The organism is Cocleimonas sp. KMM 6892 (assembly GCF_035798195.1).
Lineage (GTDB): Bacteria > Pseudomonadota > Gammaproteobacteria > Thiotrichales > Thiotrichaceae > Cocleimonas > Cocleimonas flava.
On sequence record NZ_JAPFBV010000007.1, the window covers coordinates 36,628 to 53,472 of the forward strand.

At 40.1% G+C, this 16,845-nt stretch carries 13 protein-coding genes; 10 read left to right on the forward strand and 3 right to left on the reverse strand.

Annotation, left to right across the window (positions count from 1 at the left end; genetic code table 11):
* Positions 1 to 53: 53 nt before the first annotated feature.
* The gene (locus tag OO007_RS17775) at positions 54 to 1,793 is read right to left on the reverse strand and encodes a hypothetical protein (protein WP_325809819.1); all 1,740 of its coding nucleotides are present in this window, start codon (positions 1,791 to 1,793) and stop codon (positions 54 to 56) included.
* Positions 1,794 to 1,879: 86 nt separating this feature from the next.
* Positions 1,880 to 2,923, reverse strand: coding sequence for an EF-P beta-lysylation protein EpmB (epmB, locus tag OO007_RS17780; RefSeq protein ID WP_325809820.1), 1,044 nt, complete (start codon positions 2,921 to 2,923; stop codon positions 1,880 to 1,882).
* Positions 2,924 to 3,079: 156 nt separating this feature from the next.
* Between epmB and efp the strand changes: the two genes are divergently transcribed.
* From efp to OO007_RS17830, 10 genes are all read left to right on the forward strand, one after another.
* Entirely contained in the window at positions 3,080 to 3,652 is a 573-nt protein-coding gene (gene efp / locus OO007_RS17785; protein ID WP_131903891.1) for an elongation factor P, read from the forward strand.
* A gap of 95 nt (positions 3,653 to 3,747) precedes the next feature.
* Positions 3,748 to 4,713 (forward strand): EF-P lysine aminoacylase EpmA, encoded by a 966-nt coding sequence (epmA, locus tag OO007_RS17790; RefSeq protein ID WP_325809821.1) that lies wholly within the window; start codon positions 3,748 to 3,750, stop codon positions 4,711 to 4,713.
* A gap of 78 nt (positions 4,714 to 4,791) precedes the next feature.
* Positions 4,792 to 5,118 (forward strand): preprotein translocase subunit YajC, encoded by a 327-nt coding sequence (yajC, locus tag OO007_RS17795; protein WP_131903895.1) that lies wholly within the window; start codon positions 4,792 to 4,794, stop codon positions 5,116 to 5,118.
* Between the two features lie 95 nt (positions 5,119 to 5,213).
* Entirely contained in the window at positions 5,214 to 7,079 is a 1,866-nt protein-coding gene (gene secD, locus OO007_RS17800) for a protein translocase subunit SecD (protein WP_207906905.1), read from the forward strand.
* A gap of 12 nt (positions 7,080 to 7,091) precedes the next feature.
* Positions 7,092 to 8,030: a protein translocase subunit SecF gene (secF, locus tag OO007_RS17805; protein WP_131903899.1), complete on the forward strand. Its 939-nt coding sequence runs from the start codon at positions 7,092 to 7,094 to the stop codon at positions 8,028 to 8,030.
* Between the two features lie 225 nt (positions 8,031 to 8,255).
* Positions 8,256 to 9,632 (forward strand): cache domain-containing protein, encoded by a 1,377-nt coding sequence (locus OO007_RS17810; protein WP_131903901.1) that lies wholly within the window; start codon positions 8,256 to 8,258, stop codon positions 9,630 to 9,632.
* Complete coding sequence (locus tag OO007_RS17815) at positions 9,629 to 10,291, forward strand: response regulator transcription factor (RefSeq protein WP_131903903.1); 663 nt, start codon at positions 9,629 to 9,631, stop codon at positions 10,289 to 10,291. Before OO007_RS17810 ends, OO007_RS17815 begins: the two co-directional genes overlap by 4 nt.
* Before the next feature lie 244 nt (positions 10,292 to 10,535).
* The gene (locus tag OO007_RS17820) at positions 10,536 to 11,636 is read left to right on the forward strand and encodes a TRAP transporter substrate-binding protein (RefSeq protein WP_325809822.1); all 1,101 of its coding nucleotides are present in this window, start codon (positions 10,536 to 10,538) and stop codon (positions 11,634 to 11,636) included.
* A 177-nt stretch (positions 11,637 to 11,813) separates the two neighbouring features.
* Entirely contained in the window at positions 11,814 to 12,848 is a 1,035-nt protein-coding gene (locus OO007_RS17825) for a TRAP transporter small permease subunit (RefSeq protein ID WP_207906906.1), read from the forward strand.
* Positions 12,848 to 15,520 (forward strand): SLC13 family permease, encoded by a 2,673-nt coding sequence (locus OO007_RS17830; RefSeq protein WP_325809823.1) that lies wholly within the window; start codon positions 12,848 to 12,850, stop codon positions 15,518 to 15,520. The genes OO007_RS17825 and OO007_RS17830 overlap by 1 nt, the downstream gene beginning before the upstream one ends.
* Positions 15,521 to 15,725: 205 nt before the next feature.
* On the opposite strand, the gene OO007_RS17835 is transcribed toward OO007_RS17830, so the two are convergent.
* Positions 15,726 to 16,601 carry an MBL fold metallo-hydrolase gene (locus OO007_RS17835; protein ID WP_325809824.1) on the reverse strand — a complete coding sequence of 292 codons (876 nt, stop codon included), beginning with the start codon at positions 16,599 to 16,601 and terminating at the stop codon, positions 15,726 to 15,728.
* Between the last annotated feature and the right edge of the window lie 244 nt (positions 16,602 to 16,845).

Below are 16,845 nucleotides of genomic sequence, written 5' to 3' on the forward strand. Positions count from 1 at the left end.
AGTAACCCATTGAAGAAGAAAAGTTTATAAAAAAGAAACAAAACTGTTACCTATTATAAAAACTCCCAAACATCTTCGAAAGACTCTAAAGAACCATCCGCTGATTCTTCTTTCTCTAAGACTTCATATTTACAATAGGCAAAATTACCCACTGTATCATCTATTGCAGTAATTCTAACATGCTGTTGACGTGTGCCTAATGTAATAACAAGCTCATCTTCAGCCTGGAAAATGAAACCAGGAAAAATAAGATTCGCCTCATCTCTTGCACCATCAATGGTAGGAAGAAGAACACCTTCCAAAGGTAGTTTTTGTGAGATATCACGGTTTGAGATTTCATCAACCTGAACGACCATTCCATGCAGAGAAAGAATCTCTAGCCCCATTTTAAGGCCTATGTTTTTAAAGGCATCCATCCAGCGTGTTACCGCAACCTGCCATAAACCAGCCGTATCATTCGGGTCTTTGATGGCTACAAGCTCACCCACACGAGCGGTACTTGCCTCATTTTTTACCTGCTTTAGTCCATAACCTCCAGAACTACTATTTTCTATCTGCCAGCTATGAATCTGTACTTCACGTTCGTCTGCCAAAGCTTCAACATCAATATCAGACCAAGGACTAGATATATTGTCTTCAGCGGCCAGCGCCTCATAAATATTATCATCCTCAACATCTTCGTTGATCTGATCCATGAAAGACTCAGGCTCATTATCACGAATCATCGTAATAACATCCTGCATCTTAATCACTAAAGAGGCCTTTTCATCACGAGGAAAACGTTTATAACGACGATTACGAATAGTCGTTAAAACATACACAAGTCTTTTAGCCAGACTATGCGTCAACATAGGCAACTTATCATGTGTTCCCAAATCCGAGTCTTCACTTAAACTCACAAACTGGTCGATTAGCTTAATAACTTTTGATAAATCAAATATTCTGCTTGTTGGTGAATTCAGTAAATCACTGACAGGCATTAAGTTAGCAGGCTCATCACTATTCATTAATGCGATATGTGCAAACTTACTTTTTACTTTATCCGGGTTTGAAATGATAGAGACTTCATTAAGCGTCTTGACAAAAAACTCACGTACTTTGGTAACTTCTCCATGACGCAAAGTATTAGGTGCAGCCAGGGCAACTAAATTGATTAATTTGTATTGCTCTTCAATACTAAAGTTTTCACCGTTTACATCATCTTTATGCGGTATTTCTTTCGTTTCAATTTTATTTTCGCAGGCAAGCAGATATAAGTGGTGAATATCATGCCAGATAGTCTTCTGGTTTTTAGCATATACCGCGTAATCATTGACAATGACTGAGCTCATGTACTGAATAGCTCTGCCAATTGAAACCAGTAGTTTCTTTTTAGACACCGAATTCTTGGTTAGCATATCAAGCGCTGCTAATTGATATGAGCCCGCAAGCTCCATTAACAATGATCTTTTAAGGTCAAATACTTTTTGACTTCTTTCTGGTAGAGGGAATGAACGCGTCTGAAAATGCCTGTCTAAATTTTCCAGTGCCATTTTTACATAAGGCAACAAAATTTCTGTCACATCGATTCTAATCTGAGGCGACACAGGTTCTTGATTAAGTTTGGTGATTCCAGCAAACAAACGTCTGGTTGTCTCACCCATATCCATCATTGGTAACTCACCAACCCAGGAACGTGCCTTCGATACAGAACGAATATCGATAGTATCAATTAATTTGGGTTCAGCTTGAGGAGTAGATTTTTTAGTAGTTTCGTTACTATTATTTTTTTTCTTAAACAAAGAGATACTCATGAGACGACCTTAATTATTGTTAGTTTTATCTTTTTAAATGATATTTAAATCGTTTTTTATTTTTATTATTCTTGATAATACTAACATTATTCAGGATTTTTTTCGATAGGTAGCTTAGACCGTTCGCCGGAAATATCTTCAACTAATCTTGGCACCAAATAACCCGGCAAATGGTTTCTTAAGCCTTCCACAAGCCTTATCGACTGATCTCGTTTCACTTCAAAATGTGCGGCTCCCTGAATGCGATCTAACTGATGTAGGTAATAGGGCAAAACATGATTCGCCATGAGTTTATGGCTCAACTCGGACAAGGTAGCGACATCATCATTCACCCCCCTTAGTAAGACAGATTGATTCAACAAGGTAAAACCATCTTTTCTTAAATCTGATAAAGCACGACTCACGTGTTCATCGATTTCATTAGCGTGATTAATGTGAATCACCATGACTTTCTGAATGTCTTGAGCCGCAGATAATGCTGTAAACATGTTACGCAAACTTTGATTTATTCTTTCCGGTAAGAATACAGGTACTCTGGTGTGGAACCTTAATGTTTTCACATGTGGTATGGCTGTAATTTCAATACACATTTTCTGCAAGCGACCATCAGACAACATCAAAGGATCACCACCACTAAAGATTACTTCGTGAATACTATTGTCGCCCTGAATGTAATCTAAGGTGTTCTGCCATTGTTTTTTATCGGGTGATGAATCCGCATAAGGAAACTCTCGTCTAAAACAATAACGGCAATGCACCGGACATGCACCGGTTGTTACCAATAGAACTCTTCCCTGATATTTATGGAGTAATCCTGAAGATGCTTCCACCTGCAAGTCACCAATAGGATCATTCACAAAACCCAGTGTTTCTATATTTTCCTGGTTGATCGGCAACACCTGCTGCAACAGAGGATCATTCCAGTCACCCTTTTGCATTTTTTCGGCATAAGACAATGGAACCAACATTTTAAAGCGACTATCTGTCTTAACTTTATCTAAATATTCAGCGCGATCTAACCCTAAGAACTCTAATAATTCCAACGGATCTTTGAATGCTTTTTTTAAAACGGTACGCCAATTGGATTCATTGTTTAGCTGGATTATTTCCAAAGGATGTGAACTTAGCATTGAATGGTTTTCATGGCTTTTCCTCTTGGAAAACTATCGATTAAAAAAATAAGTGAACAATAGCACCAACAAGTTCGATTTTCTCAAAGACTATGCCCTAATTTCACGTTATTATGATCGGCTTATTATTTTTCCAATTTGTAAGGAGTGCCATCGATGGCAACTGTTAGCACAAGTGAGTTTAAAAGTGGTCTGAAGTTCATACTAGACGGAGACCCTTATACCATCGTTGAGAATGAGTTTGTTAAGCCCGGTAAAGGTCAGGCATTTAGCCGAGTAAAGATACGTAATCTTAAAACCGGTAGAGTGGTTGATAAGACATTTAAGTCTGGTGAAAAAGTTGAAGCGGCCGATGTCATGGAAGTCGACATGGAATATTTGTATGAAGATGGAGAGTTCTGGCACTTTATGGAACCAACCAGCTTTGAACAACACGCTGCAGAAGAAACCGCAGTTATGGATGTTAAGCATTGGCTGAAACCACAGGAAAAATACATCGTTACGCTTTGGAATGGTTCACCATTAAGCGCGACACCACCAAACTTCATTGAATTACAAATTACAGAATGCGACCCCGGTGTTGCAGGTAATACCGCCCAAGGCGCAACAAAGCCAGCCACGGTGGAAACTGGCGCTCAAATCAAAGTCCCATTATTCGTTGAAGAAGGCGAAATGGTTAAAATTGATACTAGAACAGGCGAATACCTATCTAGAGCAAAAGACAGTTAAATAGAAATAAACAGTAAGTCCACCCCCCTACTTATGGGCAGTTTTTTATATAATTCTTATAAGTAAGCAGGGTGTGACAATCAGGAAGTAGAATCTTGGATTGGTCACCTAACACCACACAGCAAACAAGAAAATCTCGCGCCCAAATGTTACATGACATTCGGGCGTTTTTTTTGCAACGAAATGTTTTAGAAGTCGAAACGCCGGCATTATCTCAGTTTGGCAATACAGATCCTTTTATTGAATCGATACAATGTATTCAGCAAAAATCAGAAGGCTCAGAGCTCCGATACCTACACACCTCGCCAGAATATCCGATGAAACGCCTTCTCGCGGCAGACAGTGGTGATATCTATCAAATTTCAAAAGTATGGCGAGCGGGAGAATCTGGCAACAAACACAACCCAGAATTCACCTTACTTGAATGGTACCGTGTAGGTTTTAGTTATCAAAAATTAATGCAAGAGGTAGAAGAACTCCTCAGTATTGTATTGCCTGATTTACCTAAAAAGCCCCAATTTAAAACTTATGAATCGTTATTCCTTGAAAAATTCAACATCAATCCCCATATCGCTACAAATGAACAATTAATTGACTGCGTAAGAGAGCATATCGACCATTTAGATACTGAAGGTATGAATAATCAGTCATTACTAGATGCAATATTGAGTTTTTGCATCGAACCTGAATTCGAAAGCAGTCATTTAACTTTTGTCTATGACTACCCGGTTTCACAGTCTGCGTTAGCCCAAATCAGGCAAACTGAGCACTATCCAGTTGCCGAACGTTTCGAAGTTTATTTAGGGCAATCAGAATTAGGAAATGGCTACCAGGAAGAAGTAGACAGCAAGCGCAACAAACAGATTCTAAGTGATGAAAATCAGGCTCGAAAAGACTTTAATTTAGAGACTGTCAAAGAAGACCGCCTATTTTTAGCAGCTGCTGAAAAGGGTATTCCTGCCTCGGCAGGTGTAGCAATCGGTTTAGATCGGGTTTTGATGTGTATTACAGGTGAAAAATCCATACAGAAAGTTATTAACTTTCCGTGGGATAAGGCATAATACACGGCTATTAATTGAACAATTGTTTCTGCTTTAAAGAAACGATTATATTAAGAATTTTAAATTTTGGAGATTACAATGGATTTTTTCATTTCAAACGCAATGGCAGCTGGCGAAGCACCAGCAGGTGGCGGTTTACAACTTGTATTCATGGTAGCCCTGTTCTTCGGCATCATGTATTTCATGATCATTCGCCCACAAGCTAAAAAAGCGAAAGAGCATACTTCTTTACTTGATTCACTCAGCAAAGGTGATGAAGTTGTAACAAGTGGCGGAATCATTGGAAAAATCTCTAAGCTAGGCGACAGTTTCGTCGAGCTAAAAGTATCTGAGACTGGCACTATCACTATTCAACGCCATGCAATCTCAGCGGTACTTCCAAAAGGTACAATGAAAGGCGCTTAATAATCACCATTCGACGCATAACAATCCCTCATGTCTTAGTTCTAAGCATGGGGGTTATTTACTTATAACGTTACAAACACACCGGGTTAATAATAATGAACCGCTATCCAATGTGGAAATACATCATAATTATTGTCGTAATGCTGGGAGGTCTTATCCTCGCATTGCCCAATATTTATCCCTCTCAACCTGCCGTTCAGGTTACTTCTAGCTCTCCAGATTTTCCTCTTGATGCTTCCGTCCTTCAACAAATCAAAGACACACTGACTGAAAATGGTATCGCTGTTGAAGACACTCAATCAATAGATAACAGCAAAGCTTTGATTCGTTTTGATTCGCCAGATACGCAACTTGCAGCAGCTGATGCCATCAAAACCAGCCTAGGCAGCAAATACAATACAGCATTGAATCTTGCCCCTGCGACACCTAACTGGCTAAGAAGCCTCAAACCTATGAATCTAGGTCTGGACTTACGTGGTGGTGTTCACTTCCTGATGGAAGTTGACATGAAATCTGCCATTGATAAATCTCTTACTCGCCACAGTGAAGAATTCAGAACTTTTTTACGTGAAAAGAAAATCAGTTATCTGGGTGTAAAACGTGTTGCTGATGACTTAATAATCCAATTTAAGACAGCAGAGCTTAGAGATCAGGCAAGACGTGAAATAAGAGGCGAATACCGCAACGAAATTGATTTTGAAGATGAAGAGACCGCCAAAGGTGCTGCTTTAAAAGCGACACTAACGCAAAATAACATCAACAACACCAAGCGTTTTGCCCTACAACAAAACATTACTACCTTGCGTAAGCGTGTGAATGAATTGGGTGTTAGTGAACCAATCATTCAACAACAAGGACTTGAAAGAATTGTTGTGCAATTACCTGGTGTTCAAGACCCGTCAGTGGCGAAGGAAATTCTTGGAACTACAGCAACACTTGAATTTCGTTTAGTCGACGAGGGTAATGACCCCTACTCTGCACAAGCTTCTGGTCGTATCCCTGTTGGCGATAAATTATTTGTTGAAAGAAACGGTAACCCTATCCTGCTAAAAAGCAGAGTGATGTTGACAGGTGATTATATTACCGATGCTTCTTCAGGTTTCGATCAACGTGATCAACGCCCTTCAGTTACGATCGTTCTTGATGGCAAAGGCGCTAAGTTATTTGCTAAATCGACAGGTGCTAATGTTCAGAAACTAATGGGCGTGGTTTTCATCGAACATAAAACAGTTGTTACCAAACAAGATGACGGCACTTTCACTAAGAACACCAAAGTTTCCAGAGAAGTAATCAATGTTGCTCGTATTCAAGAGCAACTCAGCAAACGCTTTCAGATCACTGGATTAGATACCCCTCAAGAAGCATACAACCTTGCTCTACTTCTTCGTGCTGGAGCACTTGCGGCGCCCGTTTATATCGTAGAAGAACGCACCATTGGTCCAAGCCTTGGTGCTGATAATATTTCAGCAGGCTTTAAATCGGTAATCATTGGTTTCGTGCTTGTATTGATCTTTATGGCATTCTATTACCGAGTATTTGGTTTGGTAGCGAATCTGGCGTTAACACTCAATCTGGTTTTGATTGTTGCTGCACTATCAATGCTACAGGCTACTCTAACCTTACCGGGTATAGCAGGTATCGTACTGACCGTAGGTATGGCGGTTGATGCGAACGTACTGATTTATGAACGGATAAAGGAAGAGCTGCGCAATGGTTTGACGCCTCAGGCTGCGATTCAATCGGGCTATGAGAAAGCATTCTCGACCATCGCCGATGCTAATATCACAACCTTGATTGCCGCAATTGTACTCTATGGCATGGGAACAGGACCTATAAAAGGCTTCGCAATAACGCTGGCAATAGGTATTGTCTCTTCAATGTTTACCGCAATCATGGGCACTCGTTCAGTGATTAACTTAATTTACGGCGGTAAGAAACGTCTTAAGAAGCTGCATATTTAGGAGCTATCAATAATGAATACAAAAACTAAAAAGTTAATCAATTTCACGGGCAAACGCAAAATTGCCATGATTTTCTCCGCTATTTTAATGATTGCTTCAATAGGCTCATTAATTGTCAATGGCTTAAACCTGGGTGTTGATTTCACCGGCGGTACAGTCATTGAAGTTGGTTACAAGGAAGCAGCTGATGTCGACAAGATCCGTGAATCATTAACCGCGGCAAACTTTGATGCTTCAGTGCAACACTTTGGTACAGCGAAAGATGTATTGATTCGAATAGCACCACACGAAGGTGAAGACCGAGCGAAAATCGGCGATGCTGTTTTTGCAATCCTAAAAAGCACCAATGCTGATGTAGAGTTGCGACGCGTAGAGTTTGTTGGTCCACAAATCGGTGATGAGCTACGTGACGATGGTGGTACAGCAATGCTTCTTGCTTTGGCTGGCATTCTAATATACGTAACCTTGCGTTTTGAATTCCGCTTTTCAGTGGGAGCAATCGTCGCTCTGATACACGACGTAGTTATCACCGTCGGGATATTTTCAATCACCCGAATTGAGTTTGATTTGACCATACTAGCGGCCATACTGGCGATTATCGGTTACTCCCTCAACGATACCATCGTGGTGTTTGACCGAGTCAGGGAAAATTTCCTTAAACTCCGAAAAGCTACTGCAGAAGAGTCGATTAATACATCTATTAACCAGACGCTTTCCCGTACAATAGTGACTTCATTAACTACATTATTGGTGTTAACCGCATTATTTTACTTCGGTGGTAAAATCATTCACGGTTTTTCACTCGCCATGATTATTGGTGTGATTGTTGGTACTTATTCTTCAATTTTTGTGGCAAGCAGCTCATTGTTAATGATGGGAATTACCCGTGAAGCGCTGTTACCACCTGAAAAAGAAGCTGATGACCAGGAAGAATTACCTGATATGCCTTAAAGCTTGTCGTGTCATTTAAGGCTGATTTAGCTTATACACTAAATTAGTCTACACACTATAAAAAGGCAGGTTTACTCAACCTGCCTTTTTTGTGTCAATTCAACACAGAAAAAGTGAATTAAAGACTAAAATAAGGTCACCCCCCTACTTTGGGGCATTTTTTTATATTAAAACTTTATTTTATTTAACTGCAACGAACCCATTAGATACGCTATAAATACGAATATGTTTGCTGCCTTGCCTTATAAATTTAAAATAGCGTTACTTACGTTAATTCCTCTGATTATTGCTATTTCAGGGATAGCGCTGGCCACAGCTCACCAGACAAAACTACTCGCCAGCACTCAGGCAGAAACGTTTGAACAAGAGTTATTGAACACCAAGAAAAATGAACTTAAAAACTATATGGAACTCGCCTATACAGCGATCATCAATGTTTATGAGAATCCTAATGTAGCAAAAAAACATGCCCAGCAAGAAGTGTATGACATCCTCAAAAACATGGAATATGGTGAAGATGGTTACTTTTTTGTTTATGACTATAACGGGGTGAATATCGTTCATTCTAGAAAACCAGAACTTGAAGGCAAAAATCTTTTTAATTTCAAAGATGACAATGGCAAATTACTGATTCAGGAATTAATCCAAAATGCCAAACAGGGCGGCGGCTTTACACACTATCTCTGGGACAAACCTTCAGGCGGAAAATCTGTTGAAAAGCTCAGTTATTCTATTGGCTTAGACAAGTGGCAATGGATGGTGGGAACCGGACTTTACATCGACGACATTGAAAAAGGTGTGTTTGGCATAAAAGACAAAGCCAATAACACAAACAAGAAGACGCTATTGCTTACCTCCATCATAGCGATTATCGCCACCTTACTGACTTCACTCATCGGCTTTTTGATCAACCTGTCAGAGGGCAAACTCGCCACCCAGAAAATGCGCGATCTAACCAATAAAACGGTTAACTTTCAGGAAGACGAAAGAAAACGGGTATCACGCGAATTACATGATGGTATCAATCAATTATTGGTTTCTGTCAGATATAAACTCGATACAGCCAAAAGCAAATTGCTAAAACCGAACAGTGAGACCGAAAACACCGCAAATATTATTGATGAAGCTGATGAAATTCTGAATACTGGAATTCAGGAAGTACGAAGAATATCGCGCGATCTTCGCCCTAGCCTGTTAGATGATCTTGGACTGGACTCTGCGATCAAAAGTTTACTTTCAGACTTTTCAGAACGCACCAATATCATTGTCGACTACAAAAACAATGCCACCAACACAAGACTACCTCAGGAAATAGAAACAGCCTTTTATAGAATCATCCAGGAAGCTGTCACTAATATAGAAAAACATGCCCTATCTGCTAAACATGTTACCCTTAAGATCGATAAGAAAAGAGCCTCTATTCATTTGAGTATCAGCAATGATGGCATAGGATTTGATAAACAAACGCTGGAACAGACAAATCCCGAGCGCGGCCTTGGTTTACGCAATATGGTCGATCGAACTGAATTACTTGAAGGCTTTCTAACCGTTAATTCGTCCATTGATAAGGGCACAACAGTTATCGTACACATTCCATTATGAACACTTTACTTAAAAACAACACTGAACTTACAGATAGCCAAACTGGCACAATAACCGTGGTACTTGCTGACGATCATCCTTTGGTACAGGATGGTATTAAAACGCGTTTTGAAGACGTTGAGGATATCGACGTGATTGGAGTTGCAGCTACCGGACAAGAATTACTCGATATAACGGATGCACTAAAACCTGATGTGATCATCACGGATATAAGCATGCCTAATATTAATGGCTTAGAAGCCACGCGCCTTTTATCTAACTCTCACCCCGATATAAAAGTACTCATCTTAACCATGCACGACAATAAAGAGTACATGCAAAATGCTATCGACTCAGGCGCAAAAGGCTACATATTAAAAGACCAGCCCGCAGCTGATATGATCGATGCAGTAAGGACTATACATCAAGGCGGAACTCACTTCTGTTCTAACGCTGCAAATATTCTGGATAATAAAGATAACGCTGCAATCAAACTCACCAAACGTGAACAAGCTATATTGATAGAACTGTTAAATGGCTTAAACAATAAACACATTGCCGAGAAACTCTCCATCAGTTTGCGCACAGTAGAATGCCATCGTGGCAATATCTATAGAAAACTAGATACACACTCGATCGCAGGATTAATTCGCTATGCGAAAAAGCATGGTTACATTTAATTGCGCGAATCTGTTGATCACCCCCCTACTTACGGGCACTTTTTTAGGTTTTCTAACAACTTAAAAGAATTTTAGTTGTATTTTTACGTAATTTTACCGATGCATGGTATTCATTCTTAAGCTAGTCTTATGGATGTGATTAATCACACTAAGAAGTCTTGCCTGTAAATAACGGAAACCACAGTTATTCGGTAGGCCTCTATAAATATAAAGAAGATCTAACCCATAACAGAGGATATTATAAATGGATAGACGTAAAGTACTTAAAGGTGCCATAGCCGGTGCAGCAACAGCTGCAGCAGCGACAGTCGCAGCACCAGCAGTGGCAGCCAGCCATAGCAAAAAAATGAAAATCAACATGGTTTCAACTTGGCCACGTGACTTCCCTGGTTTAGGTACAGGTGCACAACGTTTCGCAGAAAGACTCACCAGAATTAGTGGTGGTAGCATGGAAGTTAAATACTATGCTGCTGGAGAGCGCGTTAAAGCGTTTGACTCGTTTGATGAAGTTGCTTCGGGCAACTCACAAATTTACCACGGTGCAGAATACTACTGGAAAGGAAAACACCCAGGATTTGCATACTTCACATCTGTTCCATTTGGATTAACATACACTGAGATGAATGCTTGGATTCGCTACGGCGGCGGACAAGAGCTATGGGACAAACTCGCAGGCGAATACGGTCTAAAAGGACTTATGTGTGGTAACACTGGTGTTCAAATGGGCGGTTGGTTCCGTAAAGAAATGAACTCTGCAGAAGACTTCAAAGGCCTTAAAATGCGTATGCCAGGACTTGGTGGAGACGTTTTATCCAAGTTAGGTGCTTCTCCAGTTACTTTACCTGGTGGACAGATCTACGAAAACCTTGTGTCTGGAGCAATTGATGCAACAGAGTGGGTTGGTCCTTGGAATGATAAGATAATGAAGTTCTACGAAGCAGCAAAATACTACTACTACCCAGGCATGCACGAGCCGGGCGCTATGCTTTCAATCGGCATGAACAAAAAGTGGTGGGATAGCTTGACTGAAGCTCAACAAGGTATGGTTGAAGCAGCTGCATCTACTGAAAATGACGTAATGATGTCAGAATACAACGCTAAAAATGGTGAAGCATTAGCATCGTTATTAAAAGAGCACGGTGTAAAACTTCGCGCATTCAGTGATGACATCTATGACAGTTTCGGTGAAGCAGCGGATAAAGTATTTGACGATGTTCAAAAACACAGTCCACTAGCTAAAGAAATTCATGAGAGCTTCATAGCAGCACGTACCAATGTTGGTGCATGGGCCAAGATTTCTGATCAGGCTTATGTTCAGCAACGTAACAGAGTTTTGGGTCTCTAGTACTCCGACACTCAACCAGAAACGGAACCTTGTGGTTCCGTTTCTGTTCAAAATTAACCATAATTTGGTTTTCTTAAACTACTACCTTTAACAAAGAAATTCTTAATAAGAATACTGTTCTTGTTAATTACTGGTTGTTTAATAAAATTAATTTCACCTGCTAAGGAAAGGACTCTAATGGATTCAGCTTCTAGTTTATCTGATCAACAGACATCTATAGCTACCCACGCATCATCGCGAAGTTTTATCAGAATTTTTGCGCGGATTTTAGTGGCTACGGTACTGCTTTATTTATTGAGTCGTTTTCTGATTTATTGGCATGACTGGCCTCCGTTGACCGAAACCCTTCATTCCTTTATGGGAGGCGAAGCACTTGAATCGTCGAGGCTATATAAAGGCATTGCCTTACTACTTATATATATCGCCACATTCGTTTTGATTACTTTTTCGATTAAACGTTCTCCAGAAAAGACGCTTTCTTCTGATGCAGAGCGTTATAAAGAGCTATCTTATTTCATTGTTAGAGCTGCATTCTGGGCGGTGTTCTTTATTGGCCTGACAGATGCTGTCATTTCATTTTTACGCGTAGAGGAAATTCTCATTCCTATTGTTGGTGCAGAAACAGCGCAAATGCTCGATCAATCTACACAACGTGGACTCTATGTTCACTACCCATTACTGGTTTTAGCCATTGTGGTTGCATGGTTCAGTAAATCATTAGGCTTTTACTGGCTCGCTTTTCTGGTTGTTTTAGCCGAGTTCACCATCGTCATTACACGCTTTGTTTTCTCTTACGAACAAGCTTTCATGGGTGATTTAGTCAGATTCTGGTATGCGGCATTCTTCCTTTTCGCCAGTGCTTATACATTGGTTGAAGGCGGTCATGTGCGTGTTGATGTATTTTATGCACGCGTTACCAACAGAAAGAAGGCATGGGTAAATGCTTTGGGATCTTTGATCCTCGGATTGCCTGTCTGCTGGACGATACTACACTACGGCTTAGGTAGTCGTCAGAGTAGTTTAATCGCTCCTATACTTAGTTTTGAAACCTCACCTAGTGGCTATGGCATGTATGTGAAATATTTAATGGCTGCATTTCTCGTTGTATTTGCTGTCTCGATGGCACTTATTTTTATCAGTTATTTTCTAAAGAATTGTGCTTTTCTATTTAAAGAAGCAGATGCAGAGCTACCTAGTGGAGGAGAGCACTAATGGAATTACTCTTTTTAGGTCTATTATTCTTTTTGATGATATGGGCATTATCATCAGGTTTCCCCGTTGCTTTTGCACTTCCAGGTTCTGCCATTATCTCGGTAGGTTTAGCAGCACTTACAGGTTATCTCTTTACAGGTGACCCAAGCTCCTATTTTGCTGAAGGTAGCCCTTCTCAATGGCTAAGTGCTGGTGTGACTAACTTTAGAAGCCTCTATTGGATTGTTGAACGAGACACGCTGATTGCGATTCCATTATTCATTTTCATGGGGATAATGCTGCAGCGCTCAAAAATCGCTGAAGATCTACTCGTAGCTATGGCGCAATTATTCGGTCCTCTTCCGGGTGGACTGGGAATCTCTGTTGTTTTTGTTGGTGCTCTATTAGCAGCAACAACTGGCATTGTTGGAGCGACAGTTATCGCCATGGGTCTAATCTCCCTGCCCGCAATGCTGCGCAATAATTATTCGAAGTCCCTGGCAACGGGAACGATTTGTGCCTCCGGAACCTTAGGACAGATAATTCCCCCCTCGATTGTATTAATCATACTCGCCGATCAATTATCAAATGCAGCTGATCAAGCAAGCACAATGAGAAAGACGCTCTACAAAGAAGCTACGGGTGAATTTAATATGCCTTCGCATCTAGATGTAGTCTCGGCTAGTGCGGGCGATATGTTCATGGGTGCACTAATCCCCGGAATGATCCTTGTTGGTTTGTATATGCTCTACATCCTTATTTACGCATGGATAAAACCAGAAGCAGCTCCACCTGTTCCTTATGACGGTGAGTACGACAAATCATTTTTACTAAATATCTTGCTTGCACTTGTTCCTCCTCTAACTCTAATTTTTATCGTTTTAGGATCAATCATTCTTGGTGTTGCCACCGTGAATCAGGCAGGAGCCATCGGAGCCATCGGCGCCATGGTGATGGCAGGCTATAGACTACATACAGGCAGTAAATCGACAAGATATATCCCTGCATTTATGACGTTGTTTGCCATTTTTGCAATAGGGTTCCTTTCAAATACCTATGACTTGAATGTAAGAAGCATCAACAGCCCTGAGCAATTCTTTGGTATTAAGCTCGCTATTGGAGCTGTCGCTATACTCGTAATAGCTATCGGCTGGAGCGCGTTGAGAGCCTTTAAAATCGACGACACACTTAAGAGTGTCATGATTGATACCGCTAAAATGACATCAATGGTGTTTGTTATCCTGATTGGTGCAGCGATGCTTACATCAGCCTTTCGTGGCTTTGGCGGTGAAGAAATAGTTAAACATTTCTTAACGACTTTACCAGGTGGTTTCTGGACTCAGTTCATTGTCGTAATGCTAGTAATCTTCTTACTAGGGTTCTTCCTCGACTTCATCGAAATTGCAGTAGTAGTTGTACCAATAGTTGCCCCAATATTGCTTGCTAACCCAGAAGCTAACGTAACTGCAGTATGGCTTGGTGTCATGATAGGTTTAAATATCCAGACCTCCTTCTTAACACCACCGTTCGGCTTCGCCCTATTCTACTTACGTGGTGTCGCCGATAAAATAGTGAAAACAACAGATATCTATAAAGGTGCATCTGCCTTTATTCTGTTGCAATTACTCGGATTAGTTATCGTTGGTTTGTACCCAAGCTTGGTAAATTACCTACCGAACCGTACACACTTACTTTCAGAAACTGCTCCTCCGCCGATGAATCCTAAGCTACAGTTTTGTCTTGAAGACTATGTCCAAGAGCAATATGCAAATAATAGCGACGAGATCAAGGCGAGCATCAAACAGGCACAAACATTGGATGTAAGTTACTTACCAAAGAAACTGGCTACCCAATTTACTGAAAGTACAGAGAGTGCTTTGAAAGGATTTGAGTTAGCCAATGTCATTGCTGAAGAAAAGTCGAAAATAGAGGAATTTTCAGTAGCCTATAAACCACTGCAACAGCAAGTGAGTTATATTAATTCTGACGTCAAAAAATTAGCTAACGAAATCGAATCTATACAAGACGAACTTGATGATTTGAGTGAAGATAGTCCTGATATTGATAGCTTCAAGGAAAAAATCAGCAACCTGACTAAAGAAAAGGCCGAGCTTGAAGCTTCTGTTCCAGAGCAATGGAGCAAGGAAAATGCCAGTTACAAAGAACTTGATAAGGCATTAAAGAAATCACGCAGACAGTACAACACTAGCGTGGATTCTGCTTATGAGCCACTTCAAGAGCTTTCTCAAATCATTGCATCAAAAGACTTACTTGCTGATGCAGGGGATAGCATGAATTCACTTGGAGATAGCATTACATCTAATGATGCAGACAAAATTGTTGAAGATGTAAAAGCACTGGAAAGACAGTTTAATAAGGTTAAAGGCTCTGGGGCCATCAAAACCAAACTGGCAAAAACCAGACGTGCTTTTAAGAAAGTGGAAGATGAAACGGCGCTCAACGAAGCTCGAAATAAAGCACTCGTATTTTACAATGAAGCTAAAGAAATTTACGCAAGTGAGATCAAATGGCGCAATAGAGCTGCTACTGATCTAGTGCCTGATTTAGAAACCTATAAAACAGCACTTTCCAAGAATATCGGATTGCGTTTGCAGCCAAGGTTTACAGATCCACAGGCGAAAGAAATGGCAGCATGTTTATCGCATCATCGAAATCTATCGCTTGAGTTTTAGGAGCCAACGACTCTCTATAAAAGAAATGGAATAGAAAATCCCCCTATAAGTAGGGGGGTGTCAATTTTGTATCTTTATTGAATTCGGGCTTTAGAAATAGAGCCCGAATTTGAATTTAGTAAGCTTGAATCTGAATATAACTAAAGAATCTAAATATAACTAAAGATAGAACGCTAAGCAGTAGCGAGCTCAGCATATGAAAAAATCAGGCACACGCTACTTTAGCTGAGTTTACGCCTTCCATCACCGCATATTCGTCACCTTCTCTTGCCATATATACCTGACATTCTGAATTTTGTGACTTCACCCACGCTTTACTATCAATCAGTATCTGATCTAGCTGCTCATCCGTTCTTGATGGGTCATGATGAAATAATATTAAATTAGACACATTTGCATCTACAGCAAGTTGCAATGTTTGGGAAATTAATGAATGCCCCCAGCCGTGTGTTTTTTGTAATTCATCATCTAAATACATAGCGTCATGAATCAAATAATCCACACCCTGAAAGAAATCAACCCAATCTTGATAATTAGTATCTGGCTCATTAGGCGGGAAAAGCTCGTTATCAGTCGCATACGCCATACTACCTTCAGGCATATCTAAACGATAAGCAGAACCACCACCAGGGTGATTCAATGATTTGGTTTTAACTTGCGTTTTCCCAATCAACAACATGCTATTAATGACGGATAAAACTTTTACTTTAGCCTCTAACCTGTCGCTAGGTACAGGAAAGTGAGGATCAGTCATCTGAGTTAATACAGTATGGGTTTGTTCATCCTGCATGTGTGCAGCTAATAAGTGAATCGTTTGATCAGGCTGATAGGCCGGTAGAAAAAAAGGAAAACCTTGAATATGATCCCAATGATAATGGCTAAAAAACAAATGAATATCTTCTTTAGAAGACTTCTCCATCAACTCATCGCCCAGAATTTTTATTCCAGTCCCTGCATCTAATACGAAATGAGAACCATCATCGGACTTAACAGATACGCACGCAGTATTGCCGCCATACCTAATAGTATTGGGTCCGGGTGTAGCTATTGATCCTCTAACTCCGTAAAATTTAATTTTCATATATTTTTATACTTAAATGTCCAAACTAGAAATGTAACTGACTTAATTATTTTGCTTTAAAATAGCGTGATAATTAAAAAAGCTATTTAAATTTAGATAGAAATATGCGTTCAAAAGTTCATTTTAATTATTATTAGTTCTAAATCAGAAAGTTGATATTTCGTTCTTTTTAGCCAAAAATCTAAATCATTTAAAAATTCGATATCCAACATGATCTCAAATAATCTAAAACTTGGATATTACC